We start from the raw sequence: 24,963 nt of genomic DNA, 5'->3' as shown, positions 1-24,963 counted from the left end.
CGTCATTTATTCTCTTGAGTCGTCGAAATCATCGCTAAGATTAAAAAACCCGGCGGATTCGCGCTTCATGACATTTATTGACGTGTCGAAACCGTAGTAACGTAAGATTAACACGAAGTCACCACAACGGCGGACATGAGTTACGAAAGGTTTCAATTCTATCCGTAGCCGCCGCCGTTGTCTTTAAGATTCAGGAGCGTAGTGCATGGAGTTCAGTGTAAAAAGCGGTAGCCCGGAGAAACAGCGGAGTGCCTGCATCGTTGTGGGCGTCTTTGAACCACGCCGACTCTCCCCGATCGCCGAGCAACTCGATAAAATCAGCGACGGCTATATCAGCGCCCTGCTGCGCCGTGGCGAACTGGAAGGCAAACCAGGGCAGACCTTGTTGCTGCACCATGTTCCGAACGTCCTGTCCGAGCGTATTCTGCTGATTGGCTGTGGTAAAGAACGTGAGCTTGATGAGCGCCAGTACAAGCAGGTTATTCAGAAAACCATTAATACACTGAATGATACTGGTTCGATGGAAGCCGTCTGCTTCCTGACGGAGCTGCACGTTAAGGGCCGCAACACGTACTGGAAGGTGCGCCAGGCCGTCGAAACCGCAAAAGAGAGCCTCTACAGCTTTGATCAGCTGAAGACCACCAAAAGCGAGCCGCGTCGCCCGCTGCGTAAAATGGTCTTTAACGTGCCAACCCGTCGCGAGCTGACCAGCGGCGAGCGCGCCATTCAGCACGGTCTGGCCATTGCCGCCGGTATCAAAGCGGCAAAAGATCTTGGCAATATGCCGCCAAACATCTGTAACGCCGCGTACCTGGCGTCTCAGGCGCGCCAGCTGGCTGACGCCTACAGCAAGAACGTTATCACCCGCGTTATCGGCGAACAGCAGATGAAAGAGCTGGGGATGCACTCTTATCTGGCGGTCGGTAACGGCTCCCAGAACGAATCCCTGATGTCAGTCATTGAGTACAAGGGCAATTCGTCTGAAGATGCGCGTCCGATCGTGCTCGTTGGTAAAGGGCTGACCTTCGACTCAGGCGGTATCTCCATCAAGCCTTCAGAAGGCATGGATGAGATGAAGTACGACATGTGCGGCGCGGCGGCGGTTTACGGCGTTATGCGCATGGTCGCGGAACTTCAGTTGCCCATCAACGTGATCGGCGTGCTGGCGGGCTGCGAAAACATGCCTGGCGGCCGCGCTTATCGTCCTGGTGATGTGCTGACCACCATGTCCGGCCAGACCGTTGAGGTGCTGAACACCGACGCCGAAGGTCGTCTGGTACTGTGCGACGTGCTGACCTACGTTGAGCGTTTCGAACCTGAAGCGGTGATTGACGTGGCTACACTGACCGGCGCCTGCGTGATTGCGCTGGGGCATCACATCACCGGCCTGATGTCGAACCACAACCCGCTGGCGCATGAGCTGATCGGCGCGTCCGAACAGGCCGGCGACCGCGCGTGGCGTCTGCCGCTGGGGGACGAGTTCCAGGAACAGCTGGAGTCTAACTTCGCAGACATGGCAAACATCGGCGGTCGTCCTGGCGGGGCGATTACCGCGGGCTGCTTCCTGGCGCGCTTTACCCGCAAGTACAACTGGGCGCACCTGGACATCGCGGGGACCGCATGGCGCTCCGGTAAAGCCAAAGGCGCGACCGGACGTCCGGTGGCGCTGCTGTCGCAGTTCCTGCTCAATCGTGCGGGTTTTAACGGCGACGAGTAATGATAAACGCCGGGTGGCGCTACGCTTACCCGGCTTTGCATTTAAATCCACGACAAGAAACCCCATATATGAAGAATGCAACGTTCTACCTTCTGGACAATGACACCCATCAGGATGGCCTCAGCGCCGTTGAACAACTGGTGTGTGAAATTGCCGCAGAACGTTGGCGCGCAGGTAAACGCGTCCTGATTGCCTGTGAAGATGAGCAGCAAGCGATTCGCCTGGATGAAGCGCTATGGGCGCGCCCGCCGGAGAGTTTTGTTCCGCATAACCTGTCGGGCGAAGGTCCACGCGGTGGGGCACCGGTGGAGATTGCCTGGCCGCAAAAACGCAACAGCAGCGCGCGCGACATTCTCATTAGCCTGCGGACAGACTTTGCAGATTTTGCCACCGCTTTCACAGAAGTGGTAGACTTTGTCCCTTACGAAGAATCTTTGAAACAACTGGCGCGCGAACGCTACAAAGCGTACCGCCTGGCCGGTTTTAACCTGAATACGGCAACCTGGAAATAATGGAAAAGACATATAACCCACGCGATATCGAACAGCCGCTTTACGAGCACTGGGAACAGCAGGGCTATTTCAAGCCTAACGGCGACGAAAGCAAAGAGTCCTTCTGCATCATGATCCCGCCGCCGAACGTCACCGGCAGTTTGCATATGGGGCATGCTTTCCAGCAGACCATCATGGATACCATGATCCGCTACCAGCGCATGCAGGGTAAAAACACCCTGTGGCAGGCGGGGACTGACCACGCAGGTATCGCGACCCAGATGGTGGTTGAGCGTAAAATTGCCGCTGAAGAGGGTAAAACCCGCCACGACTACGGTCGCGACGCGTTCATCGACAAAATCTGGCAGTGGAAGGCAGAATCCGGCGGCACCATTACCCGTCAGATGCGCCACCTCGGCAACTCCGTGGACTGGGAGCGCGAGCGCTTCACCATGGACGAAGGCCTGTCCAACGCCGTGAAAGAAGTCTTCGTCCGTCTGTACAAAGAAGACCTGATTTACCGCGGCAAACGCCTGGTCAACTGGGACCCGAAACTGCGTACCGCCATCTCTGACCTGGAAGTGGAAAACCGCGAGTCTAAAGGCTCCATGTGGCACATCCGCTATCCGCTGGCAGACGGTGCGAAAACCGCCGACGGTAAAGATTACCTGGTGGTGGCGACCACCCGTCCGGAAACCCTGCTGGGCGATACCGGCGTGGCCGTTAACCCGGAAGATCCGCGTTATAAAGATTTGATCGGCAAATTCGTGGTGCTGCCGCTGGTGAACCGCCGTATTCCGATTGTGGGCGACGAACACGCCGACATGGAAAAAGGCACCGGCTGCGTGAAAATCACCCCAGCGCATGACTTCAACGACTATGAAGTCGGTCGTCGTCATCAACTTCCGATGATCAACATTCTGACCTTCGACGGCGATATCCGCGAAAGCGCAGAAGTGTATGACACCAAAGGCAACGAGTCCGACGTTTATTCCAGCGACATCCCGGCTGAGTTCCAGAAGCTAGAGCGCTTTGCCGCGCGTAAAGCCATCGTAGCCGCCGTTGACGCGCTCGGCCTGCTGGAAGAGATTAAGCCTCACGATCTGACCGTGCCGTACGGCGACCGTGGCGGCGTAGTTATCGAACCAATGCTGACCGACCAGTGGTACGTGCGTGCCGACGTGCTGGCGAAACCGGCTGTGGAAGCGGTTGAGAACGGCAGCATTCAGTTCGTGCCGAAGCAGTACGAAAACATGTACTTCTCCTGGATGCGCGATATTCAGGACTGGTGTATTTCCCGTCAGCTGTGGTGGGGTCACCGTATCCCGGCGTGGTACGACAACGAAGGCAATGTCTACGTTGGCCGCACCGAAGAGGAAGTGCGTCAGGAAAACAACCTGGGCGCTGACGTTGCCCTGCGCCAGGACGAAGACGTGCTGGATACCTGGTTCTCCTCCGCGCTGTGGACCTTCTCTACCCTCGGCTGGCCGGAAAACACCGACGCGCTGCGTCAGTTCCACCCAACCAGCGTGATGGTCTCCGGCTTCGACATCATCTTCTTCTGGATCGCCCGCATGATCATGATGACCATGCATTTCATCAAAGACGAAGACGGCAAGCCGCAGGTTCCGTTCCATACCGTTTACATGACCGGCCTGATCCGCGACGACGAAGGCCAGAAGATGTCCAAATCCAAGGGTAACGTTATCGACCCGCTGGATATGGTGGACGGTATCTCTCTGGAAGAGCTGCTGGAAAAACGTACCGGCAATATGATGCAGCCGCAGCTGGCGGAGAAAATCCGCAAGCGTACCGAGAAGCAGTTCCCGAACGGGATCGAATCTCACGGTACCGACGCCCTGCGCTTCACCCTGGCGGCGCTGGCCTCCACCGGCCGTGACATCAACTGGGATATGAAGCGTCTGGAAGGTTACCGTAACTTCTGTAACAAGCTGTGGAACGCCAGCCGCTTCGTGCTGATGAACACCGAAGATCAGGATTGCGGCTTCAATGGCGGCGAGATGACCCTCTCCCTGGCAGACCGCTGGATCCTGGCGGAATTTAACCAGACGGTGAAAGCGTTCCGCGACGCGCTGGACAGCTACCGCTTCGACATCGCGGCAGGCATCCTGTACGAATTCACCTGGAACCAGTTCTGCGACTGGTACCTGGAGCTGGCGAAGCCGGTCATGAACGGTGGTTCTGAAGCGGAACTGCGCGGCACGCGTAATACGTTGATTACCGTTCTGGAAGGTCTGCTGCGCCTTGCGCACCCGATCATTCCATTCATCACCGAAACCATCTGGCAGCGCGTGAAGGTGATTGCCGGTATTAATGCCGATACCATCATGCTCCAGCCGTTCCCGGCATTCGACGCCGCGAAAGTGGATGAAGCCGCGTCTGCGGATACCGAGTGGCTGAAACAGGCGATCGTTGCGATACGTAACATCCGCGCGGAAATGAATATCGCTCCGGGTAAACCACTGGAACTGCTGCTGCGCGGTTGCAGCGAAGCTGCCGTTCGTCGCGTCACCGAGAACAACACATTCCTGAAAACCATGGCGCGTCTGGAAAGCATCACCGTGCTGCCTGCCGATGACAAAGGTCCGGTTTCCGTGACCAAAATCATCGACGGCGCGGAGCTGCTGATCCCGATGGCGGGCCTGATCGACAAAGACGCGGAGCTGGCGCGTCTGGCGAAAGAAGTGGCGAAAGTCGACGTGGAAATTGGCAAAATCGAAAGCAAACTGGCGAACCAGGGCTTTGTGGCCCGCGCGCCGGAAGCGGTCATCGCCAAAGAGCGTGAGCGTCTGGTTGCCTTCGCCGATGCGAAGACCAAACTGATCGAGCAGCAGGCGGTTATCGCAGCCCTGTAATGCTTTTACCCCTTACGCTTCAGGGCGTAAGGGGTATCCTTCCTGAAAACTCCTCGCTTGCACTCCCCTTTCTGCGGTGCTATTAACAGCAGTTGTGTGTCAATTTTTGTCATGAGTAAAGCTATGAGCGTGATTACCCCCGTCGCGACGACAATGCGTCGGATCACTGAGCAGGACAACCCGGCTATCGCCGCAGTTATCCGCACGGTTTCTGCCGAATATGGCCTGACCGCCGACAAAGGCTACACCGTGGCCGACCCCAATCTGGACGAACTTTTTCAGCTGTACAGCCAGCCGGGTCATGCCTACTGGGTCATTGAACAGGACGGCCAGGTCGTGGGCGGCGGCGGCATTGCCCCACTGCTTTGCAGCGAGCCGGATATCTGTGAACTTCAGAAAATGTATTTCCTGCCAACGATACGCGGACAAGGCCTGGCGAAAAAGCTGGCGCTGGTCGCCCTGGAACATGCACGCTCACAGGGCTTTAAACGTTGCTACCTCGAAACCACCGCTTTCCTTAAAGAGGCCATTGGCCTGTATGAGCATCTGGGCTTTGAGCATATCGATGCGCCACTGGGCTGCACGGGCCACGTGGACTGCGAAGTCAGGATGCTGAAAAGTCTGTAAGTTTCGTTCCTGCCGTCTTCTGTTAAGCGTCTGTAAACTGAATGCTCTACACTCACAGTTCACACCAAAACAGGGGAAACGCGATGTCGAAGATAAAAAGCTACGCCGCACCGCAGGCGGGTGCAGAACTTGAGCTGTACGAGTACGATGCGGGCGAACTAAAAGCGGAAGACGTCGAAGTACAGGTTGATTACTGCGGGATCTGCCACTCGGATCTCTCGATGATCGACAATGAATGGGGCTTTTCCAGCTATCCGCTGGTTGCCGGGCACGAAGTCATTGGCCGCGTCGTGGCGCTCGGCAGCGCCGCGCAGGACAAAGGGCTGAAAGTGGGCCAGCGCGTGGGTATCGGCTGGACGGCACGCAGCTGCGGTCACTGCGATGCCTGTATCAGCGGCAACCAGATCAACTGCCTTGAGGGCGCAACGCCGACCATCCTTAACAAGGGCGGTTTCGCCGATAAGCTGCGCGCCGACTGGCAATGGGTTATCCCGCTGCCGGACAGCATTGATATTGAATCCGCAGGTCCGCTGCTGTGTGGCGGTATCACCGTATTTAAACCGCTGCTGATGCATCACATCACTGCCACCAGCCGCGTGGGCGTGATCGGTATTGGCGGTCTGGGGCATATTGCCATCAAACTGCTGCATGCGATGGGCTGTGAAGTGACGGCGTTCAGCTCTAACCCGGCGAAAGAGCAGGAAGTGCTGGCGATGGGTGCGGATAAAGTGGTGAACAGCCGCGATCCTCAGGCACTCACCGCCCTGGCAGGCCAGTTTGACCTGATCATCAACACGGTAAACGTCGATCTCGACTGGCAGCCGTACTTTGAAGCGCTGGCCTACGGCGGTAACTTCCACACCGTGGGTGCGGTGATGAAGCCGCTGCCGGTTCCGGCGTTTACCCTGATCGGCGGGGATCGCAGCGTGTCAGGCTCCGCGACCGGTACACCGTACGAGCTGCGCAAGCTGATGAAGTTTGCCGGACGCACAAAAGTGGCACCCACCACCGAGCTGTACCCGATGTCAAAAATCAACGAAGCGATCCAGCACGTGCGCGACGGCAAAGCCCGCTACCGCGTGGTGTTGAAAGCGGATTTTTGATGTGACATTGCCGGGGAATGTGCGGCCTGATGCCCTCACCCCAACCCTCTCCCTCAAGGGAGAGGGGGCCGTCTGTGCAGGCATTATTTTGTGGGGATCCCTCAGCTCACAGGGAGAGGGCGCAAACACTAAAAACGGTAACGGTTGTTACCGTTTTGCATCTACCATGGTCTTAAAAACTTCCGCCACCGCGACTGCCCCCGGATCCATCACCCCGTCCAGATTCTCTTTATTCACATACGACGAGCGTCCCGCGCCGGCTTTCGCCATTTTTGCCGTTGCTTCGGCGCCCTGCTGCGCGGCCTGCGCTGCCGCCTGAATATTGCCTTTCTGTAACGCCTCCAGCGCCGGTTGCAGCGCATCGATCAGCGTACGATCGCCGAGATCCGCGCCGCCATACTGCTTCATCTGCGCAAGTCCGCTCAGCAAGGCTTCAGGTAGCGGCTGTCCATCGTGAAGCTTTTGTCCTGCCGCCGTGAAGAAGATCGACATCAACACCCCACTCGATCCGCCCATCACCGTTGCCAGCCGCTCGCCTACCAGCAGGAGTAATGTCGGCACGTCGTTAAGGGGCAGGTTGTTCTCCTCAAGTCGCTGCGCAATATCCCGCGCCCCTTGCGCAAAAGTGGAGCCCGTGTCGCCATCGCCTACTTTGGCATCCAGCGCGTTAAGGCGGTTTTCCAGCTGAATCAATGTTTTCGTTACCGAGGCGACGGCCTCGCTCACCTCCGTATTGTCCGACGGGGCATATTCCACGCGATCATGAAGGGCGCTATGTGGGACGGTACGCAGGGGCGCGAACGCCACGGGCTTCTGCCAGCCCAGCGTCTCGACCTCGGCGTGAATCGCCTTCTCGAAGAAATCGTTGAGCTTTAGCAGCGTTAACGAAAAGCCTTTCATATCCAGCGCACTCACCAGCGGCGCCGGGCCAATCAGATACGCAATGTTCTCTTTCAGCGCCGAGTGCGCCAGCTCTTTGGTCAGCAGCGCCATCTCCAACGCCGATACGCCACCAAGATTGTTAATCAGCACCGCAAAACGCCCTTCCCCCGCCTGCGCGCGTAACGGCGTCACCAGCGTGTCGATAATGGCTTTGCTGTTTTGCGTATCCACGACGGAAGCTCCCGGCTCGCCGTGAATGCCCAAACCCAGCTCGACATGGCCTTGTTTAATGCGCCCCCCTTCATCATCGCTGCCCGGCAGGTTGCACGTTTGCATCGCCACGCCCAGGCTCCAGAGGTTATCGCAGGCCTGTTGCGCAATATCCCGCACGTCGTTTAGCGATTTCCCCTGCTCTGCCGCATATCCCGCAATTTTATGCACCAGCGCCGTTCCCGCGATACCACGCGGCTGCTTGTTATCCGGCAGGGCGATATCATCCGCCACGATAACCATCTCGACCTTCAGGCCGTAGCGTTTGGCTTTTTCCGCCGCCAGGCCAAAGTTAAGCCGGTCGCCGGTGTAGTTTTTCACAATCAGCAGGCAGCCACGGTCGCCCGTCACCGCCACAATGGCATTGAGGACCGCATCCACGCTTGGGGAGGCGAACAGATCGCCACACACCGCTGCGGTAAGCATGCCTTTGCCAACGAACCCGGCATGTGCCGGTTCATGGCCGGAGCCGCCACCGGAGATCACCGCCACGCGGCTTTTATCCCAGTCGCCGCGAGCCACCACGCGGATGGCCGGATCGATATCCAGTTTGACGAGATTACCGTGCGGCGCGGAGAGAAGTATGCCTTCAATGGCATCGTTGACAAGCTGTTTGCGGTCGTTAAAAAAGAATCTGGACATAGTTTCCCAAAATTTTGTTTACCGTATGCAAAAGCATAGTCCGCACTGGATAATGCGCCGCAAAGTGAGGAATTTACGCAGACATTTTGCCGTCAGGTTGCCTATACTCCACCCAGGACTACGAGAGGACGTGCATCATGAGTACACCATTGTTAATCGCCAGGACGCTGGAAAAAGAGCTGTTTTTACTGCCCGCGATGGCGAACCGTCATGGCCTGATCACCGGCGCGACCGGGACGGGAAAAACCGTTACCCTGCAAAAGCTGGCTGAGTCGTTGTCAGAGACTGGCGTGCCGGTTTTTATGGCTGACGTGAAGGGCGATTTAACTGGGGTGGCTCAGGAAGGTGCAGCGTCAGAAAAACTGCTTGAGCGCCTGAAAAATATCGGTATCACGGACTGGACGCCGCACGGTAATCCGGTGGTGGTCTGGGATATCTTCGGCGAAAAAGGGCATCCGGTGCGTGCCACCGTCTCCGACCTCGGCCCGCTGCTGCTGGCTCGTCTGCTTAACCTCAACGACGTGCAGTCCGGGGTACTGAACATTATCTTCCGTATCGCCGACGATCAGGGGCTACTGCTGCTCGACTTCAAAGATCTGCGCGCCATCACCCAGTACATTGGCGATAACGCCAAATCCTTCCAGAACCAGTACGGCAATATTAGCAGCGCCTCAGTGGGCGCCATTCAGCGCGGGCTCCTGACGCTGGAGCAACAGGGCGCCGAACACTTCTTCGGCGAGCCAATGCTGGATATCAAAGACTGGATGCGTACCGACAGCAGCGGCAAAGGCATCATCAACATTCTGAGCGCAGAGAAGCTCTACCAGATGCCGAAGCTTTACGCCGCCAGCCTGCTGTGGATGCTCTCTGAACTGTACGAACAACTGCCGGAAGCAGGCGATCTGGAAAAACCCAAACTGGTGTTCTTCTTTGACGAAGCGCACCTGTTGTTTAACGACGCGCCGCAGGTGCTGCTGGATAAAATTGAACAGGTTATCCGCCTGATCCGCTCCAAAGGCGTCGGGGTCTGGTTTGTGTCGCAAAACCCGTCGGATATTCCGGACAACGTACTGGGGCAGTTGGGTAACCGCGTGCAGCACGCCCTGCGCGCCTTTACGCCGAAAGATCAGAAAGCGGTGAAAGCCGCGGCGCAAACCATGCGTGTCAATCCGGCCTTTGATACCGAAACCGCCATTCAGGCGCTGGGCACCGGTGAAGCGCTGATTTCGTTCCTCGATGCAAAAGGCAGCCCGACAGTTGTCGAGCGCGCGATGGTGATTGCGCCCTGCTCGCGCATGGGTCCGGTAACGGACGATGAACGCAACGGCCTGATTAACCACTCCCCGGTGTACGGAAAGTATGAAGACGAGGTGGATCGCGAATCGGCGTTCGAGATGCTGCAAAAAGGGGTGCAAGCGACTGCCGAATCGCAGGATGCGCCTGCCGCAAAAGGGCAATCTGTTGCCGTGGACGACGGCATTCTCGGCGGGCTGAAAGATATTCTGTTCGGCAGCACCGGGCCACGCGGTGGCAAACGCGATGGCGTGGTTCAGACCATGGCAAAAAGCGCGACGCGTCAGATTACCAACCAGATAGTACGCGGCATGCTGGGAAGTCTGCTAGGCGGCCGTCGCCGGTAGCGGGGGAACCCACGGGCGGCCAAGCGCCGACCCCTGTACGCCGTTCTCCTGTAGATAGCGGTTGATTTCCAGCATCCCCGTCCAGCGGTTCTCACACCATAGCGGTGCCAGAAGCGTTGGACGGCGGGCGCTTGCCGAGATGCGGTGGTAAACAATCTCCGGCGGCGTATGGCGAATCATTTCCCCCGCAGTCACCGTATACTCGTCGAGTTCGATACCACATAACCGCCCCGCTTCCCAGGCTTTCGCCATTATGCTGCCCTTCACGATATGCAGCGGATGCAGCTTAATGCCATCCACGCCGGTCTCAACGACTTTTTCCAGCGTTTCCAGCCCGTGCTGCTGCCCTTCTCCCGGCAAGCCGACAATCAGATGCGAGCAGACTTTTAATCCACGCTCGCGGGCGAGACGCGTGGTGCGCTGATAGCAGGCGAAATCATGCCCGCGATTGATACGGTGCAGGGTTTTGTCATGCGCGGTCTGCAAGCCCAGCTCCAGCCAGATCTCGTAGCCCTTCTCTTTGTACTCGCTAAGTAAATCCAGCACGGCGTCCGGCACGCAGTCCGGACGCGTCCCCACGCACAGCCCGACAATGTTCGCTTGAGCAACCGCCTGCTGATACATCGAGCGCAGCACCTGCACCTCCGCCCACGTGCTGGTATAGGCCTGGAAATAGGCCAGATACTGCTTCGCGCGGTTCACCAGACTCGCCTGATGGGCGAGCTGTTCAGCGATAGATTTATGCTGCTGGGCCTCGTCAGCAAACGAGGCCACGTTACAGAAGGTGCAGCCACCACGCCCGATGGTGCCATCGCGGTTCGGGCAGCTAAAGCCGCCGTGCAGCGTCAGTTTATGAACCTTTTGTCCGTAGCGCTGCAAAAGATCCCCACCAAACATATTGACTAATTTCTGTAACTGCATAATCTGATAGACCGTCCCGAAGAAAGGGGACAAGCCTGCCATTTTTAGCCTCTGTCGGCGATGACCTGGATCAATCGCCCTGGACGGCTTTTATCTATTTGAATAAATAATCACGATTACCGACATTTCATTCACCCTGAACGTAATTACTTTTCCTTATGTTCTGATGGTTTTTTTCATTTATAGCGCCAGGACTGAAAAACAGTGATTTTATGCGGCATTGAATGCAACACCAGATTAATATTCTGCTATAAATCTGCATTTCAGCACGCTGCATCGATAATACCGCTTTCATATAGTGAGTCAGATCACACTCCCCTGCACCTGCCCGGTGCTTTAAGCGGTTGTAAAAATAGTTAAATACACAATAAAAACAATTAGATAATCACTCTTTAGCACATTTTTGTATAAATAAGATTGCCATTTGACCTGTGTACCAATTCCCGATAAGTTGGAAATCCGCTGGAAGCTTTCTGGATGAGCGGCCTGCTCATCATATTTATGCAGTAATTGAGATTCCCTCTGAAGCAAGTCCTCAAACTTGTTTACCTGCGCAAAAGGATGAAAAAGAGGGCGAATGCGAGGTCCGCGTATGAAACGCTAACCCCGTCGCCATGCTCTTTCTGCGCCTGTGCGCCACGGTAAAGTTCAGTGGGAAGCCCGACGAGCCTGGGGAGGTTCACTGATATGTTGTACGATAAATCCCTTGAGAAGGATAACTGTGGTTTCGGCCTGATCGCCCACATAGAAGGCGAACCTAGCCACAAGGTAGTGCGTACTGCTATTCACGCACTGGCCCGTATGCAGCACCGTGGCGCCATCCTTGCCGATGGTAAAACCGGCGACGGTTGCGGCCTGCTGCTGCAAAAACCGGATCGTTTCTTCCGCATCGTGGCGGAAGAGCGCGGCTGGCGTTTAGCCAAAAACTACGCTGTCGGTATGCTGTTCCTGAATCAGGATCCAGAAAAAGCTGCCGCGTCACGCCGCATCGTTGAAGAAGAACTTCAGCGTGAAACCCTGTCGATTGTCGGCTGGCGCGATGTGCCAACCAACGAAGGGGTGCTCGGTGAAATCGCCCTCTCCTCGCTGCCTCGTATTGAACAGATTTTCGTCAACGCGCCTGCGGGCTGGCGTCCGCGTGATATGGAACGCCGTCTGTTTATCGCACGCCGCCGCATTGAAAAACGTCTCCAGGACGATAAAGAGTTCTACGTCTGTAGCCTCTCTAACCTGGTGAACATCTATAAAGGTCTGTGTATGCCGGCTGACTTGCCGCGCTTCTATCTGGACCTGGCGGATCTGCGTCTGGAATCGGCCATTTGCCTGTTCCACCAGCGCTTCTCCACCAACACCGTTCCACGCTGGCCGCTGGCTCAGCCGTTCCGCTACCTGGCGCACAACGGTGAGATCAACACCATTACCGGCAACCGCCAGTGGGCCCGCGCCCGTACCTATAAGTTCCAGACCCCGCTGATCCCGGACCTGCACGATGCCGCACCGTTCGTCAACGAAACCGGCTCGGACTCCAGCTCCATGGATAACATGCTGGAGCTGCTGCTGGCGGGCGGGATGGATATCGTGCGCGCCATGCGTCTGCTCGTGCCACCGGCCTGGCAGAACAACCCGGATATGGACCCTGAGCTGCGCGCGTTCTTCGACTTTAACTCCATGCACATGGAGCCGTGGGACGGCCCGGCGGGCATCGTGATGTCCGACGGTCGTTTTGCCGCCTGTAACCTGGACCGTAACGGTCTGCGTCCGGCGCGCTACGTTATTACTAAAGACAAGCTCATCACCTGCGCCTCTGAAGTCGGGATCTGGGATTACCAGCCTGACGAAGTGGTCGAAAAAGGCCGCGTCGGTCCGGGCGAGCTGATGGTGATCGACACCCGCGGTGGGCGTATTCTGCATTCCGCCGAAACCGACAACGATCTGAAGAGCCGCCATCCGTACAAAGAGTGGATGGAGAAAAACGTGCGTCGTCTGGTGCCGTTTGAAGATCTGTCGGACGAAGAAGTGGGCAGCCGCGAGCTGGACGATGACACCCTCGCGAGCTTCCAGAAGCAGTTTAACTACAGCGCGGAAGAACTGGACTCGGTTATTCGCGTGCTCGGCGAAAACGGCCAGGAAGCGGTCGGCTCAATGGGTGACGATACCCCGTTTGCCGTGCTTTCCAGCCAGCCACGCATTATTTACGACTATTTCCGTCAGCAGTTTGCGCAGGTCACTAACCCGCCAATAGACCCGCTGCGCGAAGCCCACGTCATGTCGCTGGCCACCAGCATCGGCCGTGAGATGAACGTATTCTGTGAAGCCGAAGGCCAGGCGCACCGTCTGACCTTTAAATCACCGATCCTGTTGTACTCCGATTTCAAACAGCTCACCACCATGACCGAGGAGCACTATCGCGCCGACACGCTCGATATCACCTTCGACGTGACCGAAACGAGCCTCGAAGAGACGGTGAACGCGCTGTGCGACAAAGCCGAGCAGATGGTACGTAACGGCACCGTTCTGCTGGTGCTGTCTGACCGCAACATCGCGAAAAACCGTCTGCCGGTGCCTGCCCCCATGGCGGTGGGGGCTATCCAGACGCGTCTGGTGGACAAGAGCCTGCGCTGCGATGCCAACATCATCGTTGAAACCGCGAGCGCGCGCGACCCGCACCACTTTGCGGTGCTGTTAGGCTTTGGCGCCACGGCGATTTATCCGTACCTGGCCTACGAAACGCTGGCACGCCTGGTAGATACCCGCGCGATCGACAAAGACTACCGTGCTGTGATGCTGAACTACCGTAACGGCATCAACAAAGGTCTGTACAAGATCATGTCCAAAATGGGCATCTCGACCATCGCCTCTTACCGCTGCTCGAAGCTGTTTGAAGCGGTCGGCCTGCATAACGAGGTCGCCAACCTCTGCTTCCAGGGCGTGGTCAGCCGTATCGGTGGCGCTGGTTTTGCTGACTTCCAGCAGGATCTGGTTAACCTGTCGAAACGCGCCTGGCTGGCACGTAAGCCGCTGGAACAGGGCGGCCTGCTGAAATATGTCCACGGGGGTGAGTATCACGCTTATAACCCGGACGTAGTGCGCACGCTGCAACAGGCGGTGCAGAGCGGCGAGTACAGCGATTATCAGCAGTATGCTGAGCTGGTGAACAACCGTCCCGCGGCGACGCTGCGCGATCTCATTGCCCTCAATCCGGGTGAGGAAGCGGTCAGCATTGACGAGGTTGAACCCGCGTCTGAGCTGTTCAAACGCTTCGATACCGCGGCGATGTCCATCGGCGCGCTGAGCCCGGAAGCCCACGAAGCGCTGGCGGAAGCCATGAACAGCATCGGCGGCAACTCCAACTCCGGCGAAGGCGGTGAAGATCCGGCCCGCTACGGCACCAACAAAGTGTCCCGTATCAAGCAGGTGGCGTCCGGTCGCTTTGGCGTAACGCCTGCGTACCTGGTTAACGCCGACGTGATCCAGATTAAGGTCGCTCAGGGGGCAAAACCGGGTGAAGGCGGTCAACTGCCGGGTGATAAAGTCACCCCGTACATCGCTAAGCTTCGCTACTCGGTGCCAGGCGTGACGCTGATCTCCCCGCCGCCGCACCACGATATTTACTCTATCGAGGATCTGGCGCAGCTGATTTTCGACCTGAAACAGGTCAACCCGAAAGCGATGATCTCCGTGAAGCTGGTTTCCGAACCGGGCGTTGGCACCATTGCCACCGGCGTGGCGAAAGCCTATGCGGATCTGATCACCATCGCCGGTTACGACGGCGGCACCGGCGCAAGCCCGCTCTCCTCCGTGAAATATGCGGGCTGTCCGTGGGAGCTCGGCCTGGTGGAAACCCAGCAGGCGCTGGTCGCTAACGGCCTGCGTCACAAGATCCGTTTGCAGGTGGACGGTGGGCTGAAAACCGGCCTCGACATCATCAAAGCGGCGATTCTGGGAGCGGAAAGCTTCGGCTTTGGTACCGGCCCAATGGTTGCGCTCGGCTGTAAATACCTGCGTATTTGCCACCTGAACAACTGTGCAACGGGCGTTGCTACCCAGGACGAAAAGCTGCGTAAGAACCACTATCACGGCCTGCCGTTCAAAGTGACCAATTACTTTGACTTCATCGCCCGTGAAACCCGCGAGCTGATGGCGCAGCTGGGCGTGAAGCGTCTGGTGGATCTGATTGGCCGTACCGACCTGCTGAAAGAGCTTGAGGGCTTCACGGCCAAGCAGCAGAAGCTGGAGCTGTCCAAGCTGCTGGAAACCGCTCAGCCGCATCCTGGCAAAGCGGTTTACTGTACCGAGAACAACCCGCCGTTCGACAACGGCGTGCTGAACGCACAGCTGCTGCAACAGGCGAAGCCGTATGTGGACGAGAAGCAGAGCAAAACGTTCTGGTTTGATATCCGCAACACCGACCGTTCCGTGGGTGCGTCTCTCTCCGGTTACATCGCGCAAACGCACGGAGATCAGGGTCTGGCGTCGGATCCGATTACCGCGCATTTCAGCGGTACCGCGGGTCAGAGCTTCGGCGTGTGGAACGCGGGTGGCGTTGAGTTATACCTGACCGGTGATGCCAACGACTACGTCGGAAAGGGCATGGCGGGCGGTCTGCTGGCGGTGCGTCCTCCGGTTGGTTCAGCCTTCCGCAGCCATGAAGCAAGCATCATCGGCAATACCTGTCTGTACGGTGCAACCGGCGGTCGTCTGTTTGCCGCGGGCCGTGCGGGCGAGCGTTTTGCGGTGCGTAACTCCGGCGCCATCACCGTGGTGGAAGGCATCGGCGATAACGGCTGTGAATACATGACGGGCGGAATTGTGTGCGTCCTGGGTAAAACCGGCGTGAACTTTGGCGCGGGCATGACGGGCGGTTTTGCCTACGTCCTGGATGAAGACGGTGAGTTCCGCAAACGCGTGAACCCTGAGCTGGTGGAAGTGCTGGACGTTGATACTCTGGCCATCCACGAAGAACACCTGCGCGGCTTAATTACCGAACACGTGCAGCATACCGGTTCTTCGCGCGGCGAAGAGATCCTGGCCAACTGGCCGGCGTTCTCTGCGAAATTCGCGCTGGTGAAGCCGAAGTCCAGCGATGTTAAAGCCCTGTTGGGTCACCGTAGTCGTAGCGCAGCAGAGCTGCGCGTGCAGGCGCAGTAAGGAATTCAGATGAGCCAGAACGTTTACCAGTTTATCGATCTTCAGCGTGTTGATCCGCCAAAGAAACCGCTGAAGATCCGTAAAATTGAATTTGTTGAAATCTATGAGCCGTTTTCAGAAGGCCAGGCCAAAGCACAGGCAGACCGCTGCCTGTCCTGCGGTAACCCTTACTGCGAATGGAAGTGTCCGGTCCATAACTACATCCCGAACTGGCTGAAGCTGGCCAACGAAGGGCGTATTTTTGAAGCCGCCGAGCTGTCTCATCAGACCAACACCCTGCCGGAAGTGTGCGGCCGCGTGTGCCCTCAGGATCGTCTGTGTGAAGGCTCCTGTACGCTGAATGACGAGTTTGGCGCAGTGACCATCGGCAACATCGAACGCTATATCAACGATAAAGCGTTCGAGATGGGCTGGCGTCCGGATATGACCGGTGTGCGTCAAACCGACAAGCGCGTGGCGATTATCGGTGCGGGCCCGGCAGGCCTGGCCTGTGCGGACGTGCTGACCCGTAACGGCGTGAAGGCGGTGGTCTTCGATCGCCACCCAGAGATTGGCGGCCTGCTGACCTTCGGTATCCCGGCCTTCAAGCTGGAGAAAGAGGTCATGACCCGCCGCCGCGAAATCTTCACCGGCATGGGCATTGAGTTCAAACTCAACACCGAAGTGGGCCGCGACGTTCAGCTCGACGACCTGCTGAAGGATTACGACGCCGTGTTCCTGGGCGTGGGAACCTATCAGTCCATGCGCGGTGGTCTGGAGAACGAAGATGCGCCAGGCGTGTACGACGCGCTGCCGTTCCTGATTGCGAATACCAAACAGCTAATGGGCTACGGCGAGATCGCCGATGAGCCGTTCGTCAGTATGGAAGGCAAACGCGTGGTGGTGCTGGGCGGCGGTGATACCGCGATGGACTGCGTGCGTACCTCCATTCGTCAGAATGCGGCGCATGTCATCTGTGCCTACCGTCGTGACGAAGAGAACATGCCGGGTTCTAAACGCGAAGTGAAAAACGCGCGTGAAGAGGGCGTCGAGTTCCAGTTCAACATCCAGCCTCTGGGTATTGAAGTGAATGCCAACGGTAAAGTGAGCGGCGTGAAGATGGCGCGCACGGAGATGGGTGCGCCAGATGCGAAAGGCCGTCGTCGCGCGGAGATCGTGGCCGGTTCTGAACACGTGATCCCGGCTGACGCCGTGGTGATGGCGTTTGGTTTCCGTCCTCACAGCATGGAGTGGCTGGCGAAGCACAGCGTAGAGCTGGACTCTCAGGGTCGCATAATTGCGCCAGAAGGCAGCGATAACGCGTTCCAGACCAGCAACCCGAAAATCTTCGCCGGTGGCGACATCGTTCGCGGCTCTGACCTGGTGGTCACGGCGATTGCCGAAGGCCGTAAAGCGGCTGACGGGATCATGAACTTCCTGGAAGTGTAAGAGACAAGCCGGATGGACATCCCATCCGGCTTTTTTATGCGGTTAACAGGCTGGCCCGGACTTTTACCACGGCTTTTTTAATTTCCCCCTCCGATTCAACAAGACATCCCGGCTTATGCGGCTCACCCGGCATAAAGACCACGAACATACCAGGCTTTAATACAATGGATTGTTCATCATTGATGTGGCGGCAAAGCTGATAATCTTCTGCGCTATGCATTTCTTCACACGCCCGCGCGGACCCCATAACCCCAAAAAAGATGCTTTCTTCTCCAGCGAGCAGAAGCTGAATATCAATATACTGTGTGTGCAGTTCCGCCTTTTTCTGCTTCGGCTCTTGCGTGGCAAACTGCATCACGTTCATAAAGATATCCGTGCCCTGGAGTTCATAATGACCAGGGCGTTTCTCTTCTGGCCGTGCCGCCACGGCCAGCGTGAGGGCATTGATCAGAACCCCGGTCAGGCCAGATGTCGCCAGCGACTGCAACTCTCCCAGCATCATAACGCGTCTCCATGTGCTAACAACGCCGCACCTAACAGCCCGGCATCGTGGCGATAGTGTGCAGGCCGAAGTGCGGCCTGATAGACGGCGGGCTCCCGCGACAGATACGCCTCCACGAGCCCCAGATACCCCTCTGCCAGCCCCACGCTGCCTCCAATAACTACAATCTGGCAATCAGTCACGGCTTTGACATCGGCAATAAGACGCGCCAGCGTCTGCGCTGAACGCGCAATCAGCGCCTGTGCCTTTGGATTACCTTGCGCTGCAAGGCTGAATATCGCTTTCGAATCCAGCCCGGACAATACGCCTTCTGCCTGAGCAGCGATGCCGCGCCCCGAGGCGATAGCCTCAACGCACCCTCTTCGCCCGCAGCCACAACGCGGACCGGCGGGATCGGCCAGCGTGTGACCCAGATGTCCAGCCAGACCGCCGCTGCCCGTTTGCAGTGTTCGATTGAGGACCACGCCACCACCGACACCGGTTGAGACGGTCAGAAAGACCATATCGTCATCATCCGGCAAGGCGCAGAACTCAGCCCAGGCGGCGGCCTGCGCGTCGTTGATCGCCATCACCGGCAGATCGGTTATTCCCGAGAGAAATTCCACCAGTGGAAATTCCGCCAGCCCGCCCAGATTAGACGGATTAATGGAGGTCAAAATACCGTTGTGAATGATCCCGGTTGATGCCACCGCGACCCGCGTTGCCTGCGCCGTAAAGGGTGCAATCAGCGTTTGTAGCGCAGCCTGCAACGCCTCCGGCGTCTGGCTGGCAGGCGTCTGACACTCGCGACGGGCAGTAATGGTCTGCCCCTCCACGCACGCAGCCGCGAGTTTGGTGCCGCCAATATCAATAGCCAGGGTTGTCATTTCACCGCCTCGCGCTGCTGTCTTCTGGTTTAGCAATGACATCAGCTTATCCTTTGTGTTTGATCAGACCGCTTTTACTGGCACCAAAAGGGAGTGCGCCACTCAGCGGTTTACCGTCAATAGCATCATGCGTACGCAGGGCTTCTGGCCTGATCCAGCGCTGAACGCGGGAGGGCATATCCAGACCAATAAGCAAGATCACCACAAACGTCAGGCCAAAGGAGAGCGACCCCAGGGCCGTGCCCAGCGCCATATCCTGCGACAGCAGCGCGCCAATCACCGGGGCAATCGCGCCGCCCAACGCGCCAACGTTGTAGGTAAAACCCAGACCCGCCGCACGCTGGTCGGTATCGAAATAGCCGCCGATGAGTTTGGGTAAGATCCCGGAGATCCCCTGCCCCAGCATCTGCTGGAAAAAGAGTAACAAGCCCAACACCCAGACATTGGCGCCGCCAATCGCAAAGACGGGAACAATCAGGAGCTGTGAGGCCAACAGGCTACAGACATAGGCCTTGCGGGTGCCAAGCCAGTCACCGAGAAAACCACCCACGCAGCAGCCTACCGCCGCGCCGAAGCCGCTAAAGAACAGCACCTTCGCCACCGTTGACGGATCATAGGCCAGGTCGGTTTTCAGATAAGTGGGTAATAGCGCCTGAATCGGCCAGGAGTAGAGAAAGGCGAAGAGCACGACAACCATCAACGTGACGCCCGTCGGCCAGCGTTTGCCGCTGCTTTGCACCATAAAGCTGATAAAGACGATGGCGCACAGCAGGCCGAGAATAACGACCAGCCCCGCGTTGTTGAGTTCGCCTGCAAAACAGAACCACAGCGCCGTACCGGCAAACAGCGTCATCGCCATATTGATGACGCGGTATTTGCCGCGATACAGAATATCAACCATGGTGCGCACCGGGGCTTTGCCTTCGTGCTTCGCTTTCCAGTCCTCAGCTTCCGGAATATTTTTCCGCAGCCACAGGGCAAAGACGATGGGCAGAATGCCGATAAAGAACAGCGCCCGCCAGCCCCAGACGGGCACGACAAGGCTGTAGACCTGGGCCGCAACCACGGCGCCGACGGAGAAACCGGAAATCAGAAAACCACTCGCCTTGTTGCGCAGGTGCTTTGGCCAGCTTTCAATCACATAGGTTGCGCTGGAGCCATATTCCCCCGCCATCCCCATGCCTATCACCATGCGGGCGATAAACAGGGTGACGTAACCCGGCGCAAAACCGCAGGCCAGCGTACCGCAGGAAAAGAGCACGATGCTGGTGATCATCGCCAGCTTGCGGCCATAGCGGTCGCCCATGGCGCCCAGCAGCAGGCCGCCGAACCAGCGCGATATAAAGGCCGCCGAAATCAGGCTCGCCGCTTCCACTGTTGTCAGGGCAAACTCGCTTTTTATTTCTGTCAGGACTAAGGCTATCAATACAAAATCGAAGCCATCAAGCAGATATCCCAGCCAGGCGGCGGAGAAGGCGCGCCACTGAGGACGGGTAAGATGGCGGTACCACGGGATGCTTTGGGTAGACTTACTCATTTCACTCTCCCGACGATTTCTCTGTCGTTTTGCCGGATGGCGGCTGCGCCTTATCCGGCCTACGTAGCATGTTTTTGTAGGCCGGATAAGGCGAAGCGCCCCCGGCTATGCGTTAGCGTTTTTCCGCCATTAGCTGCTCCGCCAGCGCTTTCAGCTCAGGCACGAATTTTTCATCCACAGGGGCAAACGGCTTACGGCACAGCGGCACGGATACCACGTCCATATAGTGCAGAACCGTTTTCAGACCACGGAACACCCCGGCTTTAATAAGCAGATCGATCACCTTGTTGCATTCGCTTTGCAGGCGCTGTGCGGTGGCGTTATCCCCTTCACGAACCGCTTTAGCGATCGCCTGGTAACGCCAGCCCATAATGTTGTAGGTGCTGCCGATCCCCCCGTCCGCGCCGGCCAGCAGGCCGGAGGCGAAGATCTCGTCATAACCGTTGTAGAGCACCAGATCCGGGTGCGCGCGACGGATCTGCTCCATCTGGAAGAGATCGCCGGAGGTTTGCTTCAGCGCGCCGACGCCAGGCAGCGTCACCAGCGTGTTGATCTGATCCAGCGTTAACTTAACGCCGCTCAGCGCCGGGATGTTGTAAACCACCATCGGTAAACCGTCAGCGGAGTCAATAATTGCACGGTAGTGGTCACAATGTTCTTCAAAGCTAAAGGGATAGTAAAACGGTGTGACGGCGGATACAGCGTCAAAACCGACGCGGGCGGCGGCCATGGCTAACTGCTGGCTTTCCGCCGTGCTGACGCAGCCAACATGGGCGATGAGCGTGATTTTCCCTTTCGCCTCTTCCGCCACAATCTCCATCACCTGCTCTCGTTCCGAAAGGCTCTGTACAAAGGCCTCTCCCGTTGAACCGCCGACGTACAGCCCATCGATACCTTGTTCAATATTGAACTGCACCAGACGGCGCAGGCTTTCTTTATCCAGCATCTGCTCAGAGTTAAACGGGGTCAGGAGTGCGGCCATTACGCCGCGTAATTGCGTTGCCATAGTTACCTCAATCGATAGTGTGTTTTTTATAACGACATACCTTTATACCTGTTATACCAGATCAATTAAGCAGCAGTGGAATACAGAACGCTTATATTGCGATCTGCTTCACTAAAGGATCGTTATTTTTTGGCTTTTGAATGCTGGCCGAAAGCGTGCCAGGTGGCGGAGACGCTGTTAAGGTGAGTTTGCAACGCCCGATCCGCTTCATCGGGATCGCGGCGGCGGATCGCATCCACAATTGCGATATGCTGGCGATAGCTGACTTCATTATGCTGATAAAGCTCTGCGTCCGGCACTTTAGGACGCGCCGCAATTAACCAGTCAAGCAGCGCAACGTGGATCGCATTGAAGATCGGATTGCCGGGGATCTCCGCCAGCACGCGGTGAAAATCGACATCGGAACGAATAAATAGCGTGTTGTCATCCAGGGACTGGCTGTTGATCTCCAGGGCTTTTGTGAGCTGCGCAATCTGATCGTCAGTGGCATATTCTGCGGCATAACGAACAAGGCTGGATTCAAAGAACAGGCGAAGCTGCTCGAAATGGGCAATACCGCTGGGCTGGGTCAGAAAGTCTTTCGCCATTCCCGACAATTCACTGATGATGGTATCGGCAGACGGCATGGTTACGCGGGCACGTTCACCGTTGTTAATCTGCACCAGCCCTTTACGCTTTAGCGCCGCCAGCGCTTCGCGCACCGAGGGGCGACCCACGTTGAAGAACTCCATCAGTTCGCGCTCGGAGGGTAACTGCTCTCCCTGGGCAAATTCCTTCCGACGGATCATCTGCTCCAGCTCTTCTTCCACCATATCAGACAGTTTTTTGCGCGCCAGCGGCCGACGGCGCAGGCTGCGGCCAATGGTTTCATCAGAGTTTTCAGCTTTAAGATCAGTCGGTTTCATTGCAGTCCGGTGCCATTGAAGGAAAACAGTTCATCATAACACAGGAAATTAGAGGGGGCGAAAAGGGACGGAAAGCAAAACAGGCCCGTCGGGCCTGTTTGTTTATTTCACAACGCGCAGTGCGGGACGACCACCGCGTGGTGGTGGCTCGTCATCCGGATCGGTGTCGTCATTATGATCGGGTTTATCGCCATCGATGACAGACATTACCGTGTCGCTTTCGCGTTCATCGGATGCCTCATCATCATTCAGGCTGGCAACCTCTTCATCATAAGCCGCTTCCGGCTCAAACATGGTGCCCGCACCGTTTTCACGGGCGTAGATAGCCAGCACAGCTGCCAGCGGCACGGAAACCTGACGCGGCACGCCGCCGAAGCGCGCATTAAAGCGCACTTCGTCGTTCGCCAGCTCCAGGTTACCCACTGCGCGTGGCGCAATATTCAGTACAATCTGTCCGTCGCGCGCGTATTCCATTGGAACCAGCACGCCCGGCAACGTCACATCCACAACCAGGTGCGGCGTGAGCTGGTTATCCAGCAGCCATTCATAGAAGGCGCGCAGCAGATACGGACGGCGTGGTGAAAGTTGTGACATTTCCACAGTCATTAGCCTCGGCCGAGACGCATTTCACGTTCCGGTTCAGTTAAGGATGCCAGGAAAGAGTCGCGTTCAAAGACGCGAGTCATGTAGCCTTTCAGCTCTTTCGCGCCAGGACCGCTGAACTCTACGCCCAGGGTTGGCAGACGCCACAGCAGCGGAGCCAGGTAGCAATCTACCAGGCTGAACTCGTCGCTCAGGAAGAAAGGCTTTTGACCAAATACCGGCGCAATCGCCAGCAGCTCTTCACGCAGCTGTTTACGTGCAGCATCCGCTTCAGAAGAGGAACCGTTGACAATAACGTTCATCAGCGAGTACCAGTCTTTCTCGATACGCTGCATGTACAGGCGGCTTTCACCACGCGCAACAGGATAAACAGGCATCAGCGGCGGATGCGGGAAACGCTCATCCAGGTATTCCATAATGATACGGGATTCCCACAGGGTCAGCTCGCGATCCACCAGCGTCGGTACGCTTTGGCTCGGGTTGAGATCGATCAGATCCTGAGGCGGGTTATCCTTTTCCACATGCTCGATCTCAAAACTGACACCCTTCTCGGCCAGCACGATACGAACCTGATGGCTATAAATGTCAGTAGGACCAGAAAACAGCGTCATTACCGAACGTTTGTTGGCAGCGACAGCCATGAAAACCTCCAGGTATATTCAGAATTTTTACTGCTACCAGCCCAACGGGGCCAGCCAGATGATGTATCGCCCATCCCAGAGAAGACACATTGTTCAAGAATCGAACAAAAATCGAGTATTCACCGATATTTGGGCAGAAAATTGGATGATAGTTTACCAGATTTTGATGGCTTTGTGGTGAGGGGATTCCGGAAATGTGGAAAAAGAGAAGATATATGAAATGTTACTGTGGATAACCTGCGTATTATCCATAAAAAAACCCGCCGAAGCGGGTTTTTCGCCAATCGTTCTGCGTAAGCAGAATGGATTAACGTTTGGAGAACTGTGGACGACGACGTGCTTTACGCAGACCCACTTTCTTACGTTCAACCTGACGCGCGTCACGAGTAACGAAGCCAGCTTTACGCAGTTCAGAACGCAGGGATTCGTCGTACTCCATCAGAGCGCGGGTGATACCGTGACGGATCGCACCTGCCTGACCGGAGATACCACCACCTTTAACGGTGATGTACAGATCCAGTTTTTCTACCATATCAACCAGTTCCAGCGGCTGGCGAACTACCATGCGGGCAGTTTCGCGACCGAAGTATTGTTCCAGAGAACGCTGGTTGATTACGATTTTACCACTGCCCGGTTTGATGAAAACGCGAGCTGCGGAACTTTTGCGGCGACCAGTGCCGTAGTATTGATTTTCAGCCATTGCCTATAATCCCGATTAGATGTCAAGAACTTGCGGTTGCTGTGCCGCGTGGTTGTGCTCGTTGCCTGCGTAAACTTTCAGTTTACGGAACATAGCACGACCCAGCGGGCCTTTTGGCAGCATGCCTTTAACCGCGATTTCAATCACACGCTCAGGACGGCGGGCAATCATCTCTTCAAAGGTCGCTTCTTTGATACCACCGATGTGGCCGGTGTGGTGGTAGTACATTTTGTCAGTACGCTTGTTGCCGGTAACAGCAACTTTGTCAGCGTTCAGAACGATGATGTAATCACCGGTATCAACGTGCGGAGTGTATTCCGCTTTATGCTTACCGCGCAGGCGACGAGCCAGTTCAGTAGCCAGACGGCCCAGAGTTTTACCGGTCGCGTCAACAACATACCAGTCGCGCTGTACGGTTTCTGGTTTAGCTGTAAAAGTTTTCATTAAAAGCTTACCCA

The 24,963-nt window shown here is 56.8% G+C and carries 19 protein-coding genes; 8 read left to right on the top strand and 11 right to left on the bottom strand.

Annotated elements, in window-relative coordinates; genetic code table 11:
* Positions 1–205: 205 nt before the first annotated feature.
* From pepA to ahr, 5 genes are all read left to right on the top strand, one after another.
* Positions 206–1,717, top strand: coding sequence for a leucyl aminopeptidase (gene pepA / locus ACOTX1_RS15525; protein WP_023314911.1), 1,512 nt, complete (start codon positions 206–208; stop codon positions 1,715–1,717).
* A gap of 68 nt (positions 1,718–1,785) precedes the next feature.
* On the top strand, positions 1,786–2,229 hold the full coding sequence (gene holC, locus ACOTX1_RS15520; RefSeq protein ID WP_003861884.1) for a DNA polymerase III subunit chi: 444 nt from the start codon (positions 1,786–1,788) through the stop codon (positions 2,227–2,229).
* Positions 2,229–5,084 carry a valine--tRNA ligase gene (locus tag ACOTX1_RS15515; RefSeq protein ID WP_263522393.1) on the top strand — a complete coding sequence of 952 codons (2,856 nt, stop codon included), beginning with the start codon at positions 2,229–2,231 and terminating at the stop codon, positions 5,082–5,084. Before holC ends, ACOTX1_RS15515 begins: the two co-directional genes overlap by 1 nt.
* A 123-nt stretch (positions 5,085–5,207) precedes the next feature.
* Positions 5,208–5,711, top strand: coding sequence for a GNAT family N-acetyltransferase (locus tag ACOTX1_RS15510; protein ID WP_003861887.1), 504 nt, complete (start codon positions 5,208–5,210; stop codon positions 5,709–5,711).
* Positions 5,712–5,794: 83 nt separating this feature from the next.
* On the top strand, positions 5,795–6,814 hold the full coding sequence (ahr, locus tag ACOTX1_RS15505) for an NADPH-dependent aldehyde reductase Ahr (protein WP_003861889.1): 1,020 nt from the start codon (positions 5,795–5,797) through the stop codon (positions 6,812–6,814).
* A 147-nt stretch (positions 6,815–6,961) separates the two neighbouring features.
* On the opposite strand, the gene ACOTX1_RS15500 is transcribed toward ahr, so the two are convergent.
* A complete protein-coding gene (locus tag ACOTX1_RS15500) occupies positions 6,962–8,608 on the bottom strand; it encodes a dihydroxyacetone kinase subunit DhaK (RefSeq protein WP_022651917.1) in 1,647 nt (548 codons plus the stop codon).
* A gap of 137 nt (positions 8,609–8,745) precedes the next feature.
* Between ACOTX1_RS15500 and ACOTX1_RS15495 the strand changes: the two genes are divergently transcribed.
* On the top strand, positions 8,746–10,248 hold the full coding sequence (locus ACOTX1_RS15495; protein ID WP_022651918.1) for a helicase HerA-like C-terminal domain-containing protein: 1,503 nt from the start codon (positions 8,746–8,748) through the stop codon (positions 10,246–10,248).
* On the opposite strand, the gene ACOTX1_RS15490 is transcribed toward ACOTX1_RS15495, so the two are convergent.
* The gene (locus tag ACOTX1_RS15490; protein ID WP_096888951.1) at positions 10,228–11,169 is read right to left on the bottom strand and encodes a TIGR01212 family radical SAM protein; all 942 of its coding nucleotides are present in this window, start codon (positions 11,167–11,169) and stop codon (positions 10,228–10,230) included. The genes ACOTX1_RS15495 and ACOTX1_RS15490 overlap by 21 nt on opposite strands.
* 687 nt (positions 11,170–11,856) lie before the next feature.
* Between ACOTX1_RS15490 and gltB the strand changes: the two genes are divergently transcribed.
* Positions 11,857–16,317 (top strand): glutamate synthase large subunit, encoded by a 4,461-nt coding sequence (gltB, locus tag ACOTX1_RS15485; RefSeq protein WP_003860454.1) that lies wholly within the window; start codon positions 11,857–11,859, stop codon positions 16,315–16,317.
* A 9-nt stretch (positions 16,318–16,326) separates the two neighbouring features.
* Positions 16,327–17,745 carry a glutamate synthase subunit GltD gene (gene gltD, locus ACOTX1_RS15480; protein ID WP_023314913.1) on the top strand — a complete coding sequence of 473 codons (1,419 nt, stop codon included), beginning with the start codon at positions 16,327–16,329 and terminating at the stop codon, positions 17,743–17,745.
* A gap of 34 nt (positions 17,746–17,779) precedes the next feature.
* On the opposite strand, the gene nanQ is transcribed toward gltD, so the two are convergent.
* The 9 genes from nanQ to rplM form a co-directional block, all read right to left on the bottom strand.
* Complete coding sequence (gene nanQ / locus ACOTX1_RS15475) at positions 17,780–18,247, bottom strand: N-acetylneuraminate anomerase (protein WP_023314914.1); 468 nt, start codon at positions 18,245–18,247, stop codon at positions 17,780–17,782.
* On the bottom strand, positions 18,244–19,113 hold the full coding sequence (gene nanK, locus ACOTX1_RS15470) for an N-acetylmannosamine kinase (RefSeq protein ID WP_023314915.1): 870 nt from the start codon (positions 19,111–19,113) through the stop codon (positions 18,244–18,246). The genes nanQ and nanK overlap by 4 nt, the downstream gene beginning before the upstream one ends.
* Before the next feature lie 46 nt (positions 19,114–19,159).
* Entirely contained in the window at positions 19,160–20,650 is a 1,491-nt protein-coding gene (locus tag ACOTX1_RS15465) for an MFS transporter (protein ID WP_022651922.1), read from the bottom strand.
* 112 nt (positions 20,651–20,762) lie between these two features.
* Complete coding sequence (nanA, locus tag ACOTX1_RS15460) at positions 20,763–21,656, bottom strand: N-acetylneuraminate lyase (protein ID WP_022651923.1); 894 nt, start codon at positions 21,654–21,656, stop codon at positions 20,763–20,765.
* Positions 21,657–21,778: 122 nt separating this feature from the next.
* The gene (nanR, locus tag ACOTX1_RS15455) at positions 21,779–22,561 is read right to left on the bottom strand and encodes a transcriptional regulator NanR (RefSeq protein WP_022651924.1); all 783 of its coding nucleotides are present in this window, start codon (positions 22,559–22,561) and stop codon (positions 21,779–21,781) included.
* 102 nt (positions 22,562–22,663) lie between these two features.
* A complete protein-coding gene (sspB, locus tag ACOTX1_RS15450) occupies positions 22,664–23,161 on the bottom strand; it encodes a ClpXP protease specificity-enhancing factor (RefSeq protein ID WP_026080566.1) in 498 nt (165 codons plus the stop codon).
* 5 nt (positions 23,162–23,166) lie between these two features.
* Positions 23,167–23,805, bottom strand: a complete 639-nt coding sequence (sspA, locus tag ACOTX1_RS15445) for a stringent starvation protein SspA (protein ID WP_003860438.1) — start codon at positions 23,803–23,805, stop codon at positions 23,167–23,169.
* Positions 23,806–24,112: 307 nt separating this feature from the next.
* Positions 24,113–24,505: a 30S ribosomal protein S9 gene (gene rpsI, locus ACOTX1_RS15440; protein WP_003860436.1), complete on the bottom strand. Its 393-nt coding sequence runs from the start codon at positions 24,503–24,505 to the stop codon at positions 24,113–24,115.
* Positions 24,506–24,520: 15 nt separating this feature from the next.
* The gene (gene rplM, locus ACOTX1_RS15435) at positions 24,521–24,949 is read right to left on the bottom strand and encodes a 50S ribosomal protein L13 (protein WP_003860434.1); all 429 of its coding nucleotides are present in this window, start codon (positions 24,947–24,949) and stop codon (positions 24,521–24,523) included.
* Positions 24,950–24,963 lie beyond the last annotated feature (14 nt).

It is taken from the genome of Enterobacter cloacae complex sp. IR5401, from assembly GCF_049238425.1.
Lineage (GTDB): Bacteria > Pseudomonadota > Gammaproteobacteria > Enterobacterales > Enterobacteriaceae > Enterobacter > Enterobacter hormaechei_C.
This window is presented reverse-complemented; position numbering and strand designations above follow the sequence as displayed.